The organism is Mycobacterium sp. 3519A (assembly GCF_900240945.1).
In the GTDB taxonomy this organism is placed as follows: Bacteria; Actinomycetota; Actinomycetes; order Mycobacteriales; family Mycobacteriaceae; genus Mycobacterium.
Genome location: NZ_OESG01000013.1, coordinates 953,845 through 973,095 on the forward strand (window position 1 = coordinate 953,845; position 19,251 = coordinate 973,095).

General features: G+C 65.4%; 18 protein-coding genes. 9 read left to right on the forward strand and 9 right to left on the reverse strand.

The window, feature by feature from the left end:
* Nucleotides 1-14 precede the first annotated feature (14 nt).
* Entirely contained in the window at nt 15-710 is a 696-nt protein-coding gene (locus tag C1A30_RS12470) for an SDR family oxidoreductase (protein ID WP_101948619.1), read from the forward strand.
* Here the strand turns inward: C1A30_RS12470 and C1A30_RS12475 are convergent, their stop codons facing one another.
* On the reverse strand, nt 711-2,510 hold the full coding sequence (locus C1A30_RS12475; protein WP_101948620.1) for an acetyl/propionyl/methylcrotonyl-CoA carboxylase subunit alpha: 1,800 nt from the start codon (nt 2,508-2,510) through the stop codon (nt 711-713).
* 199 nt (nt 2,511-2,709) lie between these two features.
* Between C1A30_RS12475 and C1A30_RS12480 the strand changes: the two genes are divergently transcribed.
* A complete protein-coding gene (locus C1A30_RS12480; RefSeq protein ID WP_101948621.1) occupies nt 2,710-3,396 on the forward strand; it encodes a DapH/DapD/GlmU-related protein in 687 nt (228 codons plus the stop codon).
* Here the strand turns inward: C1A30_RS12480 and C1A30_RS12485 are convergent, their stop codons facing one another.
* Together C1A30_RS12485 and C1A30_RS12490 are read right to left on the reverse strand one after the other, a co-directional pair.
* Nucleotides 3,397-3,813 carry a SufE family protein gene (locus C1A30_RS12485; RefSeq protein ID WP_101948622.1) on the reverse strand — a complete coding sequence of 139 codons (417 nt, stop codon included), beginning with the start codon at nt 3,811-3,813 and terminating at the stop codon, nt 3,397-3,399.
* A 28-nt stretch (nt 3,814-3,841) separates the two neighbouring features.
* A complete protein-coding gene (locus tag C1A30_RS12490) occupies nt 3,842-4,729 on the reverse strand; it encodes a sulfurtransferase (protein WP_101948623.1) in 888 nt (295 codons plus the stop codon).
* A gap of 120 nt (nt 4,730-4,849) precedes the next feature.
* On the opposite strand from C1A30_RS12490, the gene C1A30_RS12495 reads away from it, so the two are divergent.
* Nucleotides 4,850-6,199 carry a nucleotide sugar dehydrogenase gene (locus C1A30_RS12495; protein ID WP_235009844.1) on the forward strand — a complete coding sequence of 450 codons (1,350 nt, stop codon included), beginning with the start codon at nt 4,850-4,852 and terminating at the stop codon, nt 6,197-6,199.
* The gene (locus C1A30_RS12500; RefSeq protein ID WP_101948625.1) at nt 6,192-7,172 is read left to right on the forward strand and encodes an NAD(P)-dependent oxidoreductase; all 981 of its coding nucleotides are present in this window, start codon (nt 6,192-6,194) and stop codon (nt 7,170-7,172) included. The genes C1A30_RS12495 and C1A30_RS12500 overlap by 8 nt, the downstream gene beginning before the upstream one ends.
* A gap of 61 nt (nt 7,173-7,233) precedes the next feature.
* Here C1A30_RS12500 and C1A30_RS12505 read toward each other — a convergent pair whose 3' ends face one another.
* Genes C1A30_RS12505 through C1A30_RS12520 form a run of 4 tightly spaced genes read right to left on the reverse strand, consistent with a single transcriptional unit; the run spans nt 7,234 to nt 10,676 of the window.
* Entirely contained in the window at nt 7,234-7,884 is a 651-nt protein-coding gene (locus C1A30_RS12505) for a nucleoside triphosphate pyrophosphatase (RefSeq protein WP_101948626.1), read from the reverse strand.
* On the reverse strand, nt 7,881-8,123 hold the full coding sequence (locus tag C1A30_RS12510) for an acyl-CoA carboxylase subunit epsilon (RefSeq protein WP_101948627.1): 243 nt from the start codon (nt 8,121-8,123) through the stop codon (nt 7,881-7,883). The genes C1A30_RS12505 and C1A30_RS12510 overlap by 4 nt, the downstream gene beginning before the upstream one ends.
* Before the next feature lie 54 nt (nt 8,124-8,177).
* On the reverse strand, nt 8,178-9,818 hold the full coding sequence (locus C1A30_RS12515) for an acyl-CoA carboxylase subunit beta (RefSeq protein WP_101948628.1): 1,641 nt from the start codon (nt 9,816-9,818) through the stop codon (nt 8,178-8,180).
* 57 nt (nt 9,819-9,875) lie between these two features.
* Complete coding sequence (locus C1A30_RS12520) at nt 9,876-10,676, reverse strand: bifunctional 2-polyprenyl-6-hydroxyphenol methylase/3-demethylubiquinol 3-O-methyltransferase UbiG (protein ID WP_101948629.1); 801 nt, start codon at nt 10,674-10,676, stop codon at nt 9,876-9,878.
* 676 nt (nt 10,677-11,352) lie between these two features.
* Here C1A30_RS12520 and C1A30_RS12525 point away from each other — a divergent pair.
* The 3 genes from C1A30_RS12525 to C1A30_RS12535 are packed head-to-tail and all read left to right on the forward strand — an operon-like array spanning nt 11,353 to nt 14,302.
* Entirely contained in the window at nt 11,353-12,492 is a 1,140-nt protein-coding gene (locus tag C1A30_RS12525) for a glycosyltransferase (RefSeq protein ID WP_235009846.1), read from the forward strand.
* 14 nt (nt 12,493-12,506) lie between these two features.
* Nucleotides 12,507-13,190 carry an acyltransferase gene (locus C1A30_RS12530; RefSeq protein ID WP_101948630.1) on the forward strand — a complete coding sequence of 228 codons (684 nt, stop codon included), beginning with the start codon at nt 12,507-12,509 and terminating at the stop codon, nt 13,188-13,190.
* The gene (locus tag C1A30_RS12535; RefSeq protein ID WP_101948631.1) at nt 13,190-14,302 is read left to right on the forward strand and encodes a glycosyltransferase; all 1,113 of its coding nucleotides are present in this window, start codon (nt 13,190-13,192) and stop codon (nt 14,300-14,302) included. Before C1A30_RS12530 ends, C1A30_RS12535 begins: the two co-directional genes overlap by 1 nt.
* Nucleotides 14,303-14,306: 4 nt before the next feature.
* Here the strand turns inward: C1A30_RS12535 and C1A30_RS12540 are convergent, their stop codons facing one another.
* On the reverse strand, nt 14,307-14,990 hold the full coding sequence (locus C1A30_RS12540; protein ID WP_142392595.1) for a hypothetical protein: 684 nt from the start codon (nt 14,988-14,990) through the stop codon (nt 14,307-14,309).
* A gap of 417 nt (nt 14,991-15,407) precedes the next feature.
* Here C1A30_RS12540 and C1A30_RS12545 point away from each other — a divergent pair, with 417 nt between their 5' ends.
* Together C1A30_RS12545 and C1A30_RS12550 are read left to right on the forward strand one after the other, a co-directional pair.
* Nucleotides 15,408-16,580: a lipopolysaccharide biosynthesis protein gene (locus tag C1A30_RS12545; protein ID WP_067807270.1), complete on the forward strand. Its 1,173-nt coding sequence runs from the start codon at nt 15,408-15,410 to the stop codon at nt 16,578-16,580.
* Nucleotides 16,525-17,655, forward strand: coding sequence for a glycosyltransferase (locus C1A30_RS12550; protein ID WP_101948633.1), 1,131 nt, complete (start codon nt 16,525-16,527; stop codon nt 17,653-17,655). The genes C1A30_RS12545 and C1A30_RS12550 overlap by 56 nt, the downstream gene beginning before the upstream one ends.
* On the opposite strand, the gene C1A30_RS12555 is transcribed toward C1A30_RS12550, so the two are convergent.
* Entirely contained in the window at nt 17,652-19,064 is a 1,413-nt protein-coding gene (locus C1A30_RS12555; RefSeq protein ID WP_235009848.1) for a cellulase family glycosylhydrolase, read from the reverse strand. The genes C1A30_RS12550 and C1A30_RS12555 overlap by 4 nt on opposite strands.
* Nucleotides 19,065-19,251 lie beyond the last annotated feature (187 nt).

A 19,251-nucleotide genomic window follows, 5' to 3' on the forward strand; every position in this document is an offset into this window, starting at 1 on the left:
GTCTGATGGTAGGCATGAAGATCACGGTTATCGGCGCAAGCGGGCTCATCGGCGCGAAGGTGGTTGAACTGTTGACCGCCGACGGCCACGATGTCGTGGCCGCGTCGCGTCAATCGGGTGTCGACGTGCTCACCGGCGACGGCCTCGCCGACGCGCTCAGTGGCGCCGATGCGCTCGTCGACGTCGTCAATTCGCCGTCGTTCGAAGACGATCCGGTGATGGAATTCTTCACGAAGTCCACCACCAACCTCGTCGTGGTGGCGGCACGCGCGGACGTCGGCCATTACGTCGCGCTGTCGATCGTCGGCGTCGACGATTTGCCGGACAGCGGTTACATGCGGGCAAAAGTGGTGCAGGAGAAGATCATCACCGAATCCGGGCTGCCGTATACCATCGTGCGGGTCACGCAGTTCGCCGAATTCACCGACGCCATCACCGATTCGATGACCGCAGGCGACGAGGTGCGCGTCCCCGATGCGCTGATCCAACCGATCGCCGCCGCCGACGTCGCAAGGGATGTCGCGCGCGCGGCGGTCGCCGCGCCGCTCAACGCGGTGGTGAACATCGGTGGGCCGCAGAAGATTTCGTTCGAGCAGATGGCCCGTGACTCGCTGGCCCGGCGGGGCGACGACAAGACGGTCGTCGTCGACCCCGACGCGCGCTACTTCGGTACCAAGTTGTCCGAGCGCAGCCTGGTCACGCCCGACTGATCACTTGATTTCGGCGAGCACCGTGCCCTGGGTGATCGCGGCGCCCGCCTCGACGGCGAGGCCGGTGATCGTGCCGTCCTTGTGGGCGGTGACCGGATTCTCCATCTTCATCGCCTCGAGCACGACCACGAGGTCGCCCGCGGACACCTGCTGGCCTTCTTCGACGGCCACTTTGACGACGGTGCCCTGCATCGGCGCGGTCACCGCATCACCCGACGCCGCGGCGCCTGCCTGTGCGCCACGCTTGCGCGGCTTGGGCTTCTTGCGAACGACGTTGCCGCCACCCGCGGGCGCGCCGCCGCCGCCGATCGCGAGGTCGCCGGGCAGCGACACCTCGAGTCGGCGGCCGCCGACCTCCACCACGACGGTCTGCCGCGGAATGGTGTCCTCTTCCTCGATCGGGTCGCCGCCGGTGAACGGTTCGACGGTGTTGTCCCACTCCGTCTCGATCCACCGGGTGTGCACCGAGAAGCCGTCACCGTCGCCGATGAACGCTGGGTCCGAGACGATCGCCCGGTGGAACGGGATGACGGTGGCCAGACCCTCGACGTTGAATTCGGCAAGCGCGCGGCGGGACCGGGCCAGTGCCTCCTCGCGGGTGGCGCCGTAGACGATCAGCTTGGCCAGCATCGAGTCGAACTGTCCGCCGATCACCGAACCGGTCTCCACGCCGGAGTCCAACCGCACGCCGGGGCCGCTCGGCGGCTCGAACTTGGTCACCGGACCGGGGGCGGGCAGGAAGCCGCGGCCCGCGTCCTCGCCGTTGATCCGGAACTCGATCGCGTGCCCACGCGGAACCGGGTCCTCGGTGATGTCGAGGGTCTCGCCGTTGGCGATCTTGAACTGCTGCAGCACCAGGTCGATGCCCGCGGTCTCCTCGGTGACCGGGTGCTCCACCTGCAGTCGGGTGTTGACTTCGAGGAACGAGATCAGCCCGTCCTGGCCGACCAGGTACTCGACGGTGCCCGCGCCGTAGTAGCCGGCCTCCTTGCAGATGCGCTTGGCCGACTCGTGGATCTCCTTGCGCTGCGCGTCGGTCAGGAACGGCGCCGGCGCCTCCTCCACTAGTTTCTGGAAGCGGCGCTGCAGCGAGCAGTCGCGGGTGCCCGCGACCACGACGTTGCCGTGCTGGTCGGCGATCACCTGCGCCTCGACGTGCCGCGGCTTGTCCAGGTAGCGCTCGACGAAGCACTCGCCGCGGCCGAATGCGGCCACCGCTTCACGCGTGGCCGACTCGAACAGCTCAGGAATCTCTTCGATGGTGCGGGCCACCTTCATGCCGCGGCCGCCGCCACCGAACGCCGCCTTGATCGCGACCGGCACGCCGTACTCCTCGGCGAAGGCGACCACCTCGTCGGCGTCCTTCACCGGGTCCGGGGTGCCCGGCACCAGTGGCGCCTGGGCGCGCGCAGCGATGTGCCTTGCAGTCACCTTGTCGCCGAGGTCGCGGATCGACTGCGGGCTCGGGCCGATCCAGATCAGCCCGGCGTCGATCACCGCCTGCGCGAAATCGGCGTTCTCAGAGAGGAATCCGTAGCCAGGGTGGATCGCGTTGGCGCCGGACTTCTCGGCGGCGTCGAGCAGCTTCTCGAAAACGAGATAAGACTCCGCCGACGTCTGGCCGCCGAGCGCGAACGCCTCGTCGGCCAGCCGTACGTGCGGGGCGTCGGCATCAGGTTCGGCGTACACGGCCACGCTGGCCAGCCCGGCGTCCTTGGCTGCCCGGATCACCCGGACCGCGATCTCCCCACGATTGGCGACAAGCACCTTGGAGATCTTCGAGCTGGCGTGACTAGGCACTTCGCCTCCTGATGGCAGGTTCTCTAAGAAACGTCTTTAAGAATGTAGCGTCTCGCAGTTTAAGCGGCCTGACCGCCCGGCCCATCCGCGGGTGCGGCGCGGTGCGAGCAAATTCACGGCGTGTTTGGAAGGTTGACCGCCGCCAGAGTTAAGGTGGCTGCTGATCGGAGAGTTAGCTGAGGCTATTGAGGGAGCACTCTTGTTCGTTGAACCGCAAGCGTCCGACCCTGAAGTGATCGCCCGCAAGCGCGAAGTAAACCCCAATGTGCGCATCCCACCGAAGATGGAGTGGGTCACCGAGCCCGATGGCCGCATCGTCAATTACAAGCTCGCGGGCGAGACCCTGTTCCACCGGATCCGCGATGTCTACGTGGCGTACTTCTACAACACGGTCGTCACCTACATCCCGTTCCACTTCATCCGGCTGGGCTATCTGCGCCTGTTCGGCGCGAAGATCGGCAAGGGCACGGCGATTTGCCGGGGCACCGGTGTCTGGTTCATTCCCTACATCGTGATCGGCGATCGCGTGTCGATCGGATTCCGCTGCCTGCTGGACGCCAGGGCGGGCATTGCGATCGGTGACGACGTCGTCATCGCCAGCGACACGCAGATCATCGCCGGCGGCCACGACATCAACCACCCCAACTTCGTCCCTGCGCCCAACCCGCCCGACCCCATCGTCATCGACGATCACGTGTGGATCGGCAGCCGGGCGATGATCCTGCCGAGCCTGATCGGCCGTGGCGCCGTGGTGGCCGCCCACTCGGTGGTCAACAAGGAGGTGCCGCCGTTCGCGATCGTCGGCGGGGTGCCCGCCAAGGTGATCGGCGAGCGCAACAAGGACGCGCTGCAGTACAGCGGCAAGTACAAGCTGCCGTTCTTCTGATCAGTTCTCGCGCAGCCTGCGCTTGATCCGCGCCAGCATCGCCGACATGCCCCGCAGCCGCAGCGGACTGATCAGCGCGGCCAGCCCGAGATCGGAGTAGAAGTCGTCGGGCACGGCCAGGATGTCGTCGACCGACTGCTTGTCGAGGCCCGTCGCAAGGATCGCGGCGAACCCGCGCGTCGTCGGCGCCTCCGCGGGAGCGCTGAAATACAGCCGCACCTTGTCACGGTCGGCCGCGTCGACGTGAAGGAACAGCGGCGACTGGCACTCCGGCACCGGCTCCATCGCCGCCTCTTCGAGATCGGCTGGCAGCGGGGGCAATTCGTTCGCGAACTCCAGCAGCAGGGCGAGCTTGTCCTGTCCCTGCACGTCCTGGAAATCCGATACGACTTCGGCCAGCGCGGCCGGCATGCTCATCGGCTCATCGTTCGCTCGCAAGCTTCGCTCATGGAGCGCTTCCGGGCTCTTCCCCGACCGCGACCGGCACCCGCACCGCGTTACCCCATTCGGTCCACGAGCCGTCGTAGTTGCGCACCCCTGGCTTGCCGAGCAGGTGGGTCAGCACGAACCAGGTGTGGCTGGACCGCTCCCCGATGCGGCAGTAGACGACGGTCTTGTCGTCGGGCTGCAGGAAGCCATACAGCTCCTCGAGTTCCTCGCGGTTGCGGAACCGGCCGTTGTCCTGTGCGGCCTTGGCCCAGGGGATGGAGCGGGCGGTGGGGATGTGGCCGCCGCGCAGCGCACCCTCTTCCGGGTAGTCGGGCATGTGGGTGCGTTCGCCGGTGTATTCCTGCGGCGAGCGGACGTCGATCAGCGGTTGCTTGCCGAGGATCTCGAGGACGTCTTCCCGGTAGGCGCGGATCGGCGCGTCGTCGCGGTCGACGACCGGGTAGCCGGTGCTCTGCTTCGACGGCACGTCCAGCGTGGTTTCGCGGCCGTCGGAGATCCACAGGTCGCGGCCTCCGTCGAGCAGTCGCACGTCGGGATGGCCGAACAGGGTGAACACCCACAGCGCGTAGGCGGCCCACCAGTTGCTCTTGTCGCCGTAGATCACGACGGTGTCGTCGCGGGCGATGCCCTTGCGGTTCATCAACTCGGCGAACTGCTCGCCGTTGATGTAGTCGCGGACATGGGGATCGTTGAGGTCGGTATGCCAGTCGATCTTCACGGCGCCGGGTATATGGCCGGTGTCGTAGAGCAATACGTCTTCGTCGGATTCGACTATGGCAAGCCCAGGGCGGCCCAGGTTGCCCGATAGCCAGTCGGCGGTGACCAGGCGTTCGGGATGGGCATACGACTGCAGGGCGGGGTCTGGATCAGCAGGCAGCGGCACACCACGAGCCTACCCAGGCGGCATCCGAAACAGCACATGCCCACTGCTGCAAATGCCGGGCGGCGACGTATTGTGATCACTTGTCGTCGCAACGTCTTCGCGCTAGGAACATGAGGAATGATGGCTGATCCAGCAAAGTACGACGTGGGGATCGTCGGACTCGGTTTTGTGGGGCTGACTTTGGCGACCGTTCTCGCCGAATCGGGCATCTCGGTGATTGGCGTCGAGAAACGGCCAGAGATCGTCGAGATGACCAATGCGGGCACCCCGCACTTCACCGAGACCGGTCTGCCCGACGCATTGGCCGGCGTGACGAGGTCCAAGAAGTTCGTGGCCGTTGAGCAGTTCGACGACAGCTTCACCTGCGACACCTACATCATCACCGTCGGGACGCCGCTGTCGGCCGACGGGGTGGCCCGCCTGGACATGATCGAGGCGGCCGCCCGCGACATCGCCGGGAACATGCGCGACGGGGCGCTGGTGATCCTGCGGTCGACGGTGAAGGTGGGCACGACGCGCGACGTGGTGGCCCCGATCCTGACCGCGAGCGGTAAGAAATTCGATATCGCGATGTGCCCGGAACGCACGCTGGAAGGCAAGGCGCTGCAGGAATTGCGTGAATTGCCGCAAATTGTCGGAGCCGACGATCCGGCCGTCGCCGATCGCGCCGCCGCGCTATTTCGGCGGCTCACCATTTCGATAGTCCAGGTCGCCGATATCGAGACCGCCGAGATCATCAAGCTGGTCAGTAATACCTTCCGCGATGTGCAGTTCGCGTTCGCCAACGAGGTCGCGCGGGTGTGCGACGCGTTCGGCGTCAGCGCACACGAGGTCATCTCCGCGGGCAAGCTCGGCTACAACCGCACCAACATCCCGTTGCCGGGCCTGGTCGGCGGGCCGTGTCTGGAGAAGGATCCGCACATCCTGATGGAGAGCGCGCGGTCGCGCGGCATCGAGATGGAGATAACGACCGCGGGCAGGCTGGTCAACGAACGTCAGCCGCTGGAGACCGCGCAGTTCATCAGCAGCGAGATCAGGCGCCGCAATCTGGCGGCCGCGGGTCCGTTGCGGATCAACATCCTTGGCATGGCGTTCAAGGGGATTCCCGAGACCAGCGACCTGCGCGGGTCGATGTCGATCAAGGTGCTCGATGCGTTGAAGAAGGCACACCCGGAAGCCGAGATCGGGGTGTACGACCCGATCACCTCTACGGAAGTGCTCGCCGCCGAGTTCCCCGACGAGAAGGTGTTCAACAGGTTCGGCGACGCGGTCAGCGGGGCGTCGGTGGTGGTGATCGCCAACAACCATCCGTCGCTCGGCACGATCGGGCCGCGCACCATCACCGAGTTCATCAGTCCCAACGGGTTCGTCTTCGACTACTGGAACCACTTCAGCCACCTACCCACATCGGAACTGGGCGACTCGTACTTCGCGGTCGGCCGCAGCGGATGGGCGCCGATCGATGGCTGAGCGCGTAGTCGTCACCGGCGGTGGCGGTTTCATCGGCGCCTACCTGGTCAAGCGTCTGGTGCGCGACGGGTGGGACGTCGCTGTGGTCGACAACATGGTTCGCGGCGACGCCAGCCGATTCGCCGAAGTCGCTTCGGACGTCGAGCTTTTCACGTGCGACGTGCGCGACCAGGGTGCGCTGGAGAAGGCGTTCAAGGGCGCCGAGGTGGTCATGCACCTGGCCGCCGTCAACGGCACCGAAAACTTCTACAAGAAGCCGGAACTCGTGCTCGAGGTGGGCATGCTGGGCATGTTGGCGGTCGCCAATGCGGGCCGCAATGTCGGCGTGCCTGATCTGGTGGTGGCGTCGACGGCCGAGGTGTATCAGACGCCGCCGGTGATACCGACGCCGGAGACCGTTCCGCTGATGCTGCCCGACAGCCTCAACCCGAGGTATTCCTACGGCGGCGGCAAGATCGTCAGCGAGCTGATCGCGTTCAACTACGGCCAGGACCATTACCGTCAGGTGCAGGTTTTCCGGCCGCACAACGTGTTTGGGCCCAACATGGGGTGGAAGCATGTGGAGCCGCAGTTCATTCTGCGGGCGCTGGCGTGTCAGGAAGCCGGCGACGGGACGTTCCCGATTCAGGGCGACGGCACCGAGACGCGGTCGTTCTGTTATGTCGACGACGTCGTCGAAGGCATTCTGACGATGTACGAAAAGGGCGGGCACCGCGAGATCTACCACATCGGCAGCGATGAGGAGCTCACCATCCGCGAACTCGCCGCGCGCATCGGCAAGATCGTCGGCATGGACTTGGACATTCAGCCCGGCGCGCTGCAACAGGGCGGCACCAAGCGTCGGTGTCCGGACATCTCGAAGATGCGTGCGCTGGGCTGGTCGCCGGTCGTCGGACTCGACGATGGCCTGGAACGCACGGTGGCGTGGTACCGCGAGAACCGCGACCTGGTGCCCGCCAACGACCTGATGTAGCGCGAAACTGGAGTTACCGCGGGGAAGTTCGAGTGCGGCGCGCGATAACTACAGTCTCGCGCTAAAAAGGCCCGGTGACCGGGTTGGCGGTCCACAGGTCGCGTATCGACAGCCCGGCCAGCGCCAGCAGTCGGCGCGTCAACGGCAGACCGATGCCGATCACCGCCGACGGGTCACCGTCGACACCCTCGATGAACCAGCCGCCGAGTCCGTCGAGGGTGAATCCGCCTGCCACCGCGAGCGGTTCGCCCTGCGCGACGTACGCATCGAGGTCGTCGGCCGACGGGACGCCGAAGTTGACGGTGGTGCGCGTCGCGTCGGCGGCGCGATAGGTGATCGTGTTGTCGCGCAAGCGGATAACGCAGTGCCCGGTATACAACTGGCCGGACGTGCCTGCCATCTGCCGCCAGCCGTCCAGCGCCGCGGCTGCCGACGCCGGCTTGCCCATCAGCTCGCCGTCCCGATACAGCATCGAATCACAGCCCACCACAACGCAATCCGCAGCGACAGTCGGATCGAGAGCATGGGCGACGGCGTCGGCTTTCGCCGCCGCCAACGCAGTGGTGACGTCTCCGGGTGTGGCCTCCGGGTCCAGCCCCGCGACCACGGCGTCCTCGTCCACGCCTGAGACGATGACGAGCGGGTCTATTCCCGCCTGGCGCAACACCTTACGACGACCGGATGAGGCCGACGCAAGCACCAGCCGGGTCATTTCCGCATGTGCGTCCGCTCCAGCAGCGTCACCCGCTGCCAACTGAAGACGTTGTAACGGAGTCGGTCCACCGGATGGCCCCAGAGGTTCTGCTCCTGCTCGCGCGGCTCTTCGGGCGTTCCGGAAGCCGCCGCGAACACGGCGATCACCGCAGCCAACTCTTCCTCGCTCGGCTCGCCCTTGACGACCTTGATGTGCGCCTCGTGGGCGTGCGGATCGACAACCTGCTCTTCGCTCATCTGTTGTTGGTTCGCTCTCTCGCTACGTTCGCTGCGCGAACTGCGCTCGGCCGCTCACAGTGGAATGTTCCCGTGCTTCTTCGGCGGAATCTGAGTGATCTTGCGCTCCAACAGCCGCAGCGCCGTGGCCACATACCCGCGGGTGTGCGACGGCGGGATCACCGCGTCGACATAACCGCGCTCGGCCGCGATGTACGGATTGACCAAGGTGTCCTCGTAGTCCTGCTGCAGCTTCAAGCGCAGCGCGTCGACGTCCTCGCCGTTCTTCGCGGCCTCGGTCAACTGCTGGCGGTACACGAACCCGACGGCACCCGAGGCGCCCATCACCGCGATCTGTGCCGTCGGCCAGGCCACCACGACGTCAGCGCCCATGTCCTTGGAGCCCATCACGCAGTACGCGCCGCCGTAGGACTTGCGGGTGATGACGGTGACCTTCGCGACCGTCGCCTCGCCGTACGCGTACAGCAGCTTGGCGCCCCTGCGGATGATGCCGTTGTACTCCTGGTCGGTGCCCGGCAGGAAGCCCGGCACATCCACCAGCAACACGATCGGGATGTTGAAGCAGTCGCAGGTGCGGATGAACCTGGCGGCCTTCTCCGAGGCGTTGATGTCCAGGCAGCCCGCGAACTGGGTGGGCTGGTTGGCGACGATGCCGACCGTGCGTCCCTCGACCCGGCCGAAGCCGACCACGATGTTGGTGGCGTAGCCGGCCTGCACCTCGAGGAACTCGTCGTCGTCGAGGATGCGGGTGATCACCTCGTGCATGTCATAAGGCTGGTTCGGCGAATCCGGAATCAGCGTGTCCAGCTCGAGGTCCTCGTCGGTCAGGTTGTCCTCGATGGCGCCGGTCGGCACCACAGCCGGGTAGCGCGGCGGATCGGCGTAGTTGTTCGACGGCAGATAGCTCAGCAGCTCGCGCACGTAGTCGAACGCGTCCTGCTCACCCGAGGCGACGTAGTGTGCGGTGCCCGACTTGGCCATGTGCGTGTGCGCGCCGCCAAGCTCCTCCATGGTGACGTCCTCGCCGGTGACGGTCTTGATCACGTCGGGGCCGGTGATGAACATCTGGCTGGTCTGGTCGACCATGATGACGAAGTCGGTCAGCGCGGGGGAGTACACATGCCCGCCCGCCGCGGCACCCATGATCAGCGAGATCTGCGGGATCACGCCCGACGCCATGATGTTGTTGCGGAAGATGCGGCTGTACAGACCGAGCGAGACGACGCCCTCCTGGATGCGCGCGCCCGCGCCGTCGTTGATACCGATCAACGGTCTGCCGGTCTTGGTCGCGAGTTCCTGTACCTTGACGATCTTCTCGCCGTACACCTCGCCGAGGCTGCCGCCGAACACCGTCGCGTCCTGGCTGAAGATGCAGACCTCGCGGCCGTCGATGGTGCCGTAGCCGGTCACCACGCCGTCGCCGAGCGGGCGCTTGTCCTGCAGTCCGAAGTTGGTGCTGCGGTGCCGCGCCAGTGCGTCGAGTTCGACGAACGAATCCTCGTCCAGCAGCGCCAGGATGCGCTCCCGCGCGGTCAGCTTGCCCTTGGCGTGGGTCTTCTCAACGGCGGCCTCGCCGACCGGATGTAGGGTCTCTTCGGTCCGCCTGCGCAGATCGGCCAGCTTGCCGGCGGTCGTGTGGATGTCGATCTCGTGCTCGGCGGCCGCCTCAGCCTTCTGCTCGGAAACGCTCGTCATGGTGGTCGATGCTAACGAACGGCCTTAAAGTCTTCTTAGGCAGGCGACAAAACGTGTCTAGCCCGATGCGTTTCTGATCGTCTTCTCGGTCACCGCGGCGGACGCCGATGCCGCCCCGGATTCGTACCCGACGTGCGGCTTCCGCAGGATCACCACCATGAAGCTGGCCATGTAGGGGACCGGATGGCGGTGCAGCATCTTCATCTTCAACTGCTCGAGCGCGTGCAGTGGCGGGATCCGGCGGTAGTAGCCGTGGCCGAACGTGGCGTTGATTCGCTCGACCTCGAATCCAGCGCTTTCATACCGCTTTGCCGTGCGTTCGGACGGGCCGAGGCACCAGCGGTAATAGGCGGGGAACTTCTGCTGCTTGGGGTCGGCGATTCGGGACGGCTGGAAGAACCTGACCAACGCGTGCGCCTGCTTCTCCGGGATCAAGTGGTTCACCAGAATCGGCAAGCTGTGCAGCGTCGGGAAGAAATGCACCGAAAGTCCGCCCGGGCGGAGCAGTTTGAAACAGTTCTCGTGGAATGCGACAGGGTCGGGCAAATGCTCGACGAGCATCTTCGAGAAAACCATGTCGTAGGAGTTGTGGCCGTCGTTGATCGGCTGGCAAAGGTCCGCGACCCTGGTCTCGACTACGCCTTCGCCTTTGGCAAGTTCCTGGGCGGAGATGTCGACCACCACGCGCTGGGCAAGGAAATCCCAGTTCGAATCCGCGACAATCGGGTTTGCCCCGCCGCCGAGTTCAGCGACGGATTTTGCGCCTTCCCGCTTCGCGAGATCGACGAGTAAGTCCTCGTATCCGTTCCACAGCTCGTCGATATCCATGTAGACGACTTTGCCGGGGGGGATGGCCATGTATGCACTCCAAAAGGTTGTGGTGCCGGTCGCGATTGAATTGTCATTTCCCCCGGTATTTGCCGGCAAACTCGAATTCCTCGACAAGCCCCCCAGGCTACCGAGTCCAACTTACAAGTAGCTTAGTGTTGAGTGCAAGAACTCTGAGTACACCGCGCACTTCACCAGCTAATTCTCACGACGTCAAACCATCGGACGACACCTCGTCGTGCCTGGTGCCGCGAACAGGCGAAGTCGGCTGGGTTGCCACCTGCAGACGCCGGTCGGCAAACATCCCGTCGCCGCACTTTTGTAGCGGCAGGTGCCGATGTCGACGCCGTTGACGAACCATCGCCTCGGCGCAACCTACCCGACCCCGGCTAGTCGCCGCAAGGCGCGCAGCGAACTTGCTGGCGGAAACGGAAAAGCGCCGTCAACAGAACTTACTGCGCCGAACTCAATTCGCTATCTGGACAGAGATCTGCGCCGCTGCGCGTCGTGTTCCTGCCCGTCGACGTGGCCACAAGGTGGCCCCAAAACGGCGGATATGCGTTTTGCCGGGATTTGCCGCGGCGATGTTTGGCCTCGGTTGTCCAGTGCGGTACGTTTGCAGTCCTAATGGAATCGGCGGGTCTGGTCGCCAGTCCGACCGACTCGCATCCGAGCGTCAGCGCAACCTTTCGAGGGGATTACCAGCGTGCAATCAGACCGCAGGTACGACGGTGTCGACGGGCCGAAGGTGGCGATCGCCCACGACTACCTCACCCAACTCGGCGGCGCGGAAAAGATGGTTCTGTCGATGAGCCGCGCCTTCCCGAACGCACCGATCTACACGTTGCTGTATGACCCGGCGCTGACGTATCCGGAGTTTGCCGAGCGTGACATTCGGGTGTCGGCGGCCAACAAGGTCGGACCACTGCGTAAACATCATCGCGTCGGCCTGCCGATCTGGCCGCTGGTGGCCAATTCGGTGTTCGTCGACGCCGACGTGGTGCTGACCAGCAGCAGCGGCTGGGCGCACGGGTTCCGCACCAGGGGCCGCAAGCTCATCTACTGCTATTCGCCCGCGCGCTGGCTGTACCTACCCGACAAATACCTCGGCGAGGACGCCGGCCTGGCCAAGCGCATCGGGCTGGCCGCCACGTCGCCGTATCTGAAGGCGTGGGACCGCCGACAGGCCCGCTCCGCCGACAAGTATCTGGCGATATCGACGCTGATCAAGGGCCGTATCGCCGACGCGTACGGCATCGACTCCGACGTGGTCTTCGGGCCCGCCGAAATGTCGAATCTCGCTGCGGCCGAGACCATTCCCGCGCTGGGCGGCACCGGCACGGAAAACGGCGGTTTCTATTTGTGCGTGTCCCGGCTGCTGCCGTACAAGAACGTCGACGTGGTGATCCGCGCGTTCGCGAACACCGACCGGCAACTGGTCGTGGTGGGCCGCGGACCGGAGGCCGAGCGGCTGCGCAGCATCAAGACGTCCAACGTGCACATGCTGTCCGATCTGACCGACGGCCAGATCTCCTGGCTCTACGAGAACTGCAGAGCGCTGATCGCGGCCAGCTACGAGGACTTCGGCCTGACGCCGATCGAGGCGGGGATGCGGGGCAGGCCCACGGTCGCGGTGCGCTGGGGTGGCTTCCTGGACACGGTCGACGAAGGCCTGTCCGGAATCTATTTCGACGAGCCGGAACCCAGGGCCATCGCCGAGGCGCTCGACCGATTCGAGCAGATGGAGTTCGATCCGGACAAGATCCGTCGCCACGTCGAGCAATTCGACGAAGAGCACTTTGCCAAGCGCCTCTACGCCGAGGTGGACAAGTTGGCCGGCAGCTGAGAGGAGCAGGACCCATGTGGAAAGAACCGCAGAAGCCCGATCCCGAGGACATCGCCCGCAAGCGCGAACTGGCTCCCGATCTGGTTGTCGTCCCAGGGCCGACGTGGGTGCTGTCCGAGGACGGCGAGAAACTGGTCAGCTACAAGATGCAGGACCTGAGCTTTCCGCGGAAGGTCCGCAACCGCGTCGCCACGCTGCTGTACAACATGTTCATCACCTACATCCCTTCGCACACTGTGCGATTGGGCTTCTTGAGGCTGGCGGGCGCCAAGATCGGCAAGGGCTCGTCGATCATGCGCGGCACCACCATTTTGGACCCGGAGTTCCTGCGGATCGGGACCAACAGCACCATCGGCATGCGGTGTCTGATCGACGCGCGTGCCAGCGTGTGGATCGGCGACAACGTCACCCTGGCCAGTGATGTGCACATCGTCGGCGGCGGCCACGACATCAACCACCCCGACTTCCTGCCGGTGCCGGGCATCCCCACCGTCATCTGTGACTACGCCTGGATCGCAAGCAGGGCAATGACATTGCCCTGCATCATCGGCCGCGGCGGTGTCGTCGCCGCGCACTCGTTGGTCACCAAAGACGTCGGCGAATGCGAAGTGGTGGGCGGCGTTCCGGCCAAGGTGATCGGCAAGCGTGACCCCGAGGCGCTGAAGTACAGCGCCAGTTATCGACCGCTCTTCCACTGATGGTCGACCTCGCGGACTACCGTCTGGTCTTCGTCGCGCCTGCACGCGGCAGGACCGCGGTCGGCGACTACTCCGAAGACTTCATCACGCCGGTGCGGCAGCATTTCGGTGAGGTGGTCGAGGTGCGGTGCGGGTCGCCGGGTGACGACGGGATCGCCGAGGCCCGACGCGCCCGCAAGGCCGTCAGGGACCACGTCGCCACCGCTCCGGCAGGCCGGGTGCTGGTGCACGCCGAGTTGGCGGCAGGGGGCTTCGTGCCGTTCTGGTCGATCGTCGGGCTGCGCGGGGTACCGGTGACCGCGACGATTCACGATCCGCCGCAAGGGGTTTGGTGGCCGTGGTCGGCGAGGTTCATGCACCGCAGCCGGCTGCTCTTCCACGGCGTGCACTTCCCGACGCAGCGCGTCACCACCGCGCTGGAGGGCCGGGTCTACACCGGCAGGACGTTGGTAGCGCTGACCGAAACCGGCAGGCGGTCCATCGAACAGAGATACCCACACCTGTCCGCGGTGCACATCCCGCACATCGTGCGGGACCGGCCGACGATCCGGCCCGCCCAGGACCGGCCGAAGGCGATCGGGTTCTTCGGACATGTCTACCGCGGCAAGGGATTCGAGCAGATCGAAGGCATCCGTAAGCAGTTGCCGGACGACGTGCTGATCCGGGTCGCGGGCCGCGGCACCGAAGCGCTGCCCCGTGAGGACGGTATCGAGGTGCTTGGCGCAGTGGACGGTCCTGACGAGGACGCGTTCTTCGAGTCGGTCCGCGCGATCGTGGTGCCCTACGGCAAGCGGCACTGGCAGGACGTCACCTATCCCGCCTCAGGTGTCGTCGCGCACGCGATGGCGTACCGCACACCGATCGTGACGACCGGATACGGCTCGCTGGCCGAACTCGGTACCGAGACCGGAGCGGTCGTCGTCCCCGTCGATCACGACGAACCCGAAACCGTCGCAACAGAATTGGCGCGCACCATCACCGAGCTGGTGAACGATCAGGCGCGCCTGACTGAACTGGGCGAGTACTCCGAGAAGACCCGTCAGGACCGCTCGGGGCCGCGCACCGCCGAGGCGTTCGCCGCGGTCTGGTCACGGATTCTCGCGCAGCCGTAGGCAGTTACTCCGGGTCGATCTCGTATTTGCGGATCGCGGACTCGAGCTGCTCGCCGCTGAACTCCTTGAGCGACGTGATCACCGCCATCCGGCCACCGACGAGACGGTCGATGTTGGCGAACTCATCGATGGCCTTGTAGTGCGGACGGTCGCCGTAGTCGTCCATCGCGATGGTCCAGCCGCGTTCGTTCTGCAGCATGCGGATCGCCTTGAGCACGCACGCGACCCGGAAGCGCCCGTCGACCAGTACGAAGTCCGGTGTCCGCCCGCCCTCGAGGCACTCCGGCGGCGGATCGGAGTAACGCCGGAACTTCTCCAGCCTGCCCGCAGAAGGACTGCGCAGGCCGATGGGGCGTCCCCAGTGTCCGGTCAACCCGATGTCGCCGTACTTGTAGGTCTGGCCGGTCGGTTGCGCCAGGCCGGCGTTGGCGATCTTCTTGCGGACGCTTTTCAGGAAGTACGGATCCGAGTCGACCGCAATGAATTCGATCCCGTGTTTGGCCGCCAGATACGTGGAGCCGCCGGTTCCGTATTCGAGATAGCGCTTCGATCCGGTGAGCGTCTCGAGGAAAAAGGCGAGCCCTTCATCGCCCTTGCCGTCGGTGCCGTAAAAAAACGGACTATCGGGGACGGGGAAGTCCATGACCCGCTGAAGAACCAGAAATTTCAGGGTTCCAGCAATACTCACGCGTTACTCCTGCAAAAGGCGAACGACTGTCGGCACAGCCTACTCGATGCGCTCAGCAACCGCCTCCAGGGCCCGGGTTTCGGCCAGGCGCAGGGCCGATCGTGTACGTGGCCGGTGCGGCCGCGCCACTTCTCGTCGCAACGGGGTCTCGCCGGACCGGTGCGCGGCGTACCTCCCAGCAACTTCACCGAAGTGACGTGGCCAGCGCAAATGGCGATGCCCGTAGAGCCTGGCTTGTCACCATGACGAGTTTGCGGTTCCATCTAGTTCGAAAAAATAATCCGCACTTGCGGAACACGGACCGAAAACGGCCGCCACCGCCACTCAAAAGGATTGTCAGCGTGATATCAGCCTGTACTGAAGGGTCTTGAGCTGTCCACGCCAGAAGCCGGCACCCGCCGCTCCATCAAGACGCTGATGTCGCTGATGTTCGTCTACGGCGGCAGGGCAGCAGGCCTGCTGTGGACGCTGGCGATGATCCACCAACTCGGCATCAGCCAGTACGGCCTCTACAGCCTGGGCTTCGCGGTCACCTCGGTGCTCGGCCAGACCCTGAACAACCCGTACGTGGTGCGCGCAGCGCGCGAACCCGAAGAGGACTTCGTCCGGGAACGCGCCAGTCGCTACCTGCTCGGCCTCGCGCTCATGCTGCTCGCGCAGGTTTTCCTGCCGATCAACTACATCCTCTGGTTCGGCATCCTCGCGGCGGGCGGTGAACTGTGCGTCGGCGCGTACAAGGCGCGTGCGCTGCGGGAAGGCGACCCGCACCGCACCTCCCGGATCGACACCAGCCGACAGATCGGCAGCGTCGTCGCGGGCTGCGCCTACCTGTTCGGCACGCACATCGCCGGACTCGGCGAGCCGACACTGCTCGGCGCGAGCATTGCCTACTGCGTGCCCTACGTGGTGGTCGCGGTGCTGGCGGCATTCACTGTTCGTGGCCACCGGCCGCAATGGCCGGGACCGATCCGGACCATCCTCGTGTTGTCCGGTGAGATGCTCGGCACCGCCGCGTTCCTGCAGGGCGATGTGCTGCTTCTCGGTTGGCTGACCGACACCACCGTCGTCGGGTACTACAACCTGACGTGGGTGCTCGCCTCGGCGATCGGCTATGTGGGCCAAGCGTTCGGCGCCACCTACACCCAGCCACTGCGGGACAGCGGCGGCGACGTGAAGACCGGTCCGCCGCTGAAGCTCACCGTCGCAATCGGTTTGGCCGGCGGGCTGATCGTTCTCATCACGGGCATCGTGCTGCTGTTCACGCCGGTGCCGCATCAGCTCGCGGTCGCGATGGTCGTCATGTCGGCGTACGCCACCTTCCGCACGATCATCATGGTGTTCACGTTCATCCTGTACGCCCAGCGGCGTGATGTGATCCGGCTGACCTCCGTGATCGGTTTGGTGCCAGTAAAATTCGGCATCCTCGCCGCGTTGGCGGCGCCGCTGGGTGCGGTCGGCGCCGCGATCGCCACATCCGTCAGCGACTTCCTGCTGCTGGTGATCTTCACCGTCGCGATCTACGGGAGGAGGTGGAATGCCAAGGGCGACGTTCCTGTTGTCGAAGGACCCGCTGACCGAGCGGGCGGGTGATGTCGAGCTTGGCCGGCTGATGATGCAACTCGCCGCCGACGCCTATGACGTCTCCGCGATTTGCCTGTCGGAACAAACCGGCGCGGCGCAGTTGCCCGGCGGCATTCCGGTGACCCGGATACCCAAGCCGCAGATCCGGCCCGCCCAGTTGCTTGTCGACGCGGTCCGCAAGCGGCGCAGCCTGGTTCACGTCCGGTTCGACACCTCGGCACTGGTGGCGGCGATCGACGGAGTGAACGCCGACGTGTTCGTCGCAGAGCACAGCTACATGGCCGAATCATTCCTGCGCAGCAACAAGTTTCGCAAGTCGGCGCTGGTCGTCAACACCAACGTCAGCGAGGCCCTGGTGTGGCGGGCCACTCGCGGGACCCTCGGCAGGCTGGAGGCCCCCCGGTTGCGGAGGGACGAAGTCCGCGTCGCCAGGGCGGCGAATGCCGTTGGCACATACGACGAACCGGAGGCGCAGTTCTACCGGGCCAACGGGGTGCCCCGCGCCCGCTGGCTGGATCTGACCTTGCCGCCGGTGCCGCAGGTGGACGTCGCGACCTCGCCGCGCCGACTGGCGTTCATGGGCTTACGTGACTGGCCGCCGAACCAGGAGGCGTTCCTGTACGCGCTGAGGTTGTGGCCGCGAATCGCCGCGGGCATTCCCGATGCGGAGTTGTGCGTGATCGGCAAGAAGAAGCCGGGCGCCGCGGACCCGGTGTATCCGGACGGGGTTCGCGACCTCGGTTTCGTCGACGACCTGCAGGCGTTTCTCGGCACCTGCCGGGCCATGATCGCGCCGATCAAAACCGGTGGCGGCGTCCGGGTGAAGATCCTCGACTCGCTGCGGATGGGGCTGCCGGTGATCGGCACCAGCGCCGCGATCGGGGACCTGGGGTCGCTGTTCGGCCTCGAAACCTTCGACGACGACGACGGTTTCGTCGAAGAGTGCCGCAGGCATCTGATGGATCAGTCGGCCGCCGCGGCGATCGGCGATCGGCTGTACGAGATCAATCGGCAGCGCTGGGAGCAGCGTCTGCCGCATCGCGCGGTGGAGGCGCTGCTGCGCGCCGACACCGTCGCGGCCTAGGTGAGCGTCACCTGCACGCCCGTGAACGGTGCCCACGTGATGAATCCGTGCTCGAAATCCATTCTGGCAGTGCCGCTTTGGGGGGAGTACTTGTCGCTGGTCGCCAACCCCAGCGCGGGGACGTAGGCCGCGGCCATCTGACCGTCCAGCCAGTGCGCACCGGTGGCCGGTGACCACCACGCCTTGATGCCGTTCTCGAATTGCTGCATGCCGTTGGCGAATTGGGTGGTCGGTGCGACCTTCTTGGGAATCACCAATTGGGCAATCGGGGTCGGTGCGGCGATGAACGAACCGGCCTTCGGTGTTTCGTAAAGCGTGCGCACCGTGCGCATCTGCGCCCACACCGTCGGGGTCGCCCGGAACACCGGGCTGAGCACCTCGCCGAGGTCCGGGCTGGTTTGTTTGGCGAACCGGGTGAACTCCAACGACTTGCCCGGCGCGAACAGCATGATCTGCTGCGCCGGTTTCGGCGTCCAGTCGCTGCGGTAGACGCCGAACGTGTCCTGCACGTCGGTGCTGCCGGTGGCCCGGTCACGCGTCGTGTAGATCAGCAGCGGGCCGGTGAACGGCATCTCCTGCCACTTGAGCAGGACGTCCTTGATGAACGCGGCCTGGTCGGCCTCGCTGACCTTCGACGTCGGCTGGCCGTACTCGGTGCACCAGATTCTCTTGGCGGCATCGCCGTTGGCGACCATCGTCTGACGCATGCCGATCAATTGGTTGACCGGAGAATTCGCGAGCGGAACGCCGTCGGAGAACTTCAGGGTGTAGTGGTACGGATGAAACGACAGCGCGTCGAAGAAGTTCTTCGCACCCGCGGCGTACATCTCGGAGACGAATCGGACCGGGTTGATGGTGACGTTTCCGAAATCGATCACCGCGCCGAGCACACCGCCGATGATCGTGACCGACGGGTCGACGGCCTTGATCTTCGGATAAGCGGCCTTCAACAGGTCGGTGTAGCCGGCGGCATCGGGGGCAGGCGTGTAGAAGGTGATCGCGTTGGGTTCGTTCCAGATCTCGTAGGCGGCGATCTTGCCCTGGTAGCGCTGGGCCACCTTCGCGGCGAAGTCGGCGTAGACGTCGGGGGACGCGGGCCGCCCGCTGAGTGGCCGCCCGCCCGGCGCCACCGCCCACGCCGGGGTCGAGTTGATGAACCCCATCACGGACAGGTTCTTCGCCACCGCGGCGTTGACGACCTTGTCGACGTTGGCCCAGTTCAGCGTGCCTCCCCTGACGGGCTCGATCCCCGCCCACGGGATCATCACCCGCACGGTGTCGACCTTCGTCAGCGCCCATTTGGCGGCCGTTTTGTCGACGTCGGCCTGCGTCATCCCGTACGTGTCGGCGTCGGCGAAACCAATTGTGGTGGGCAGCGGATTAATTGCGGCGGCGTCAATTACTGTCACCTGCCGCGGCTTTTGCCCCGGCATTACTGCGACGATTGCGATTACGCAGACAATCGCAATAGCGATAGCGGTAACGACCAAAAAGAAGGCGCGGTGAGATCCCCGATAATGCGCGCGTGGCACGTGAGTCTCCAAGAGTATGTCGGCGAGGAGTGCGGGATTTTCGATCTTGATCCAGGCGCTAGTT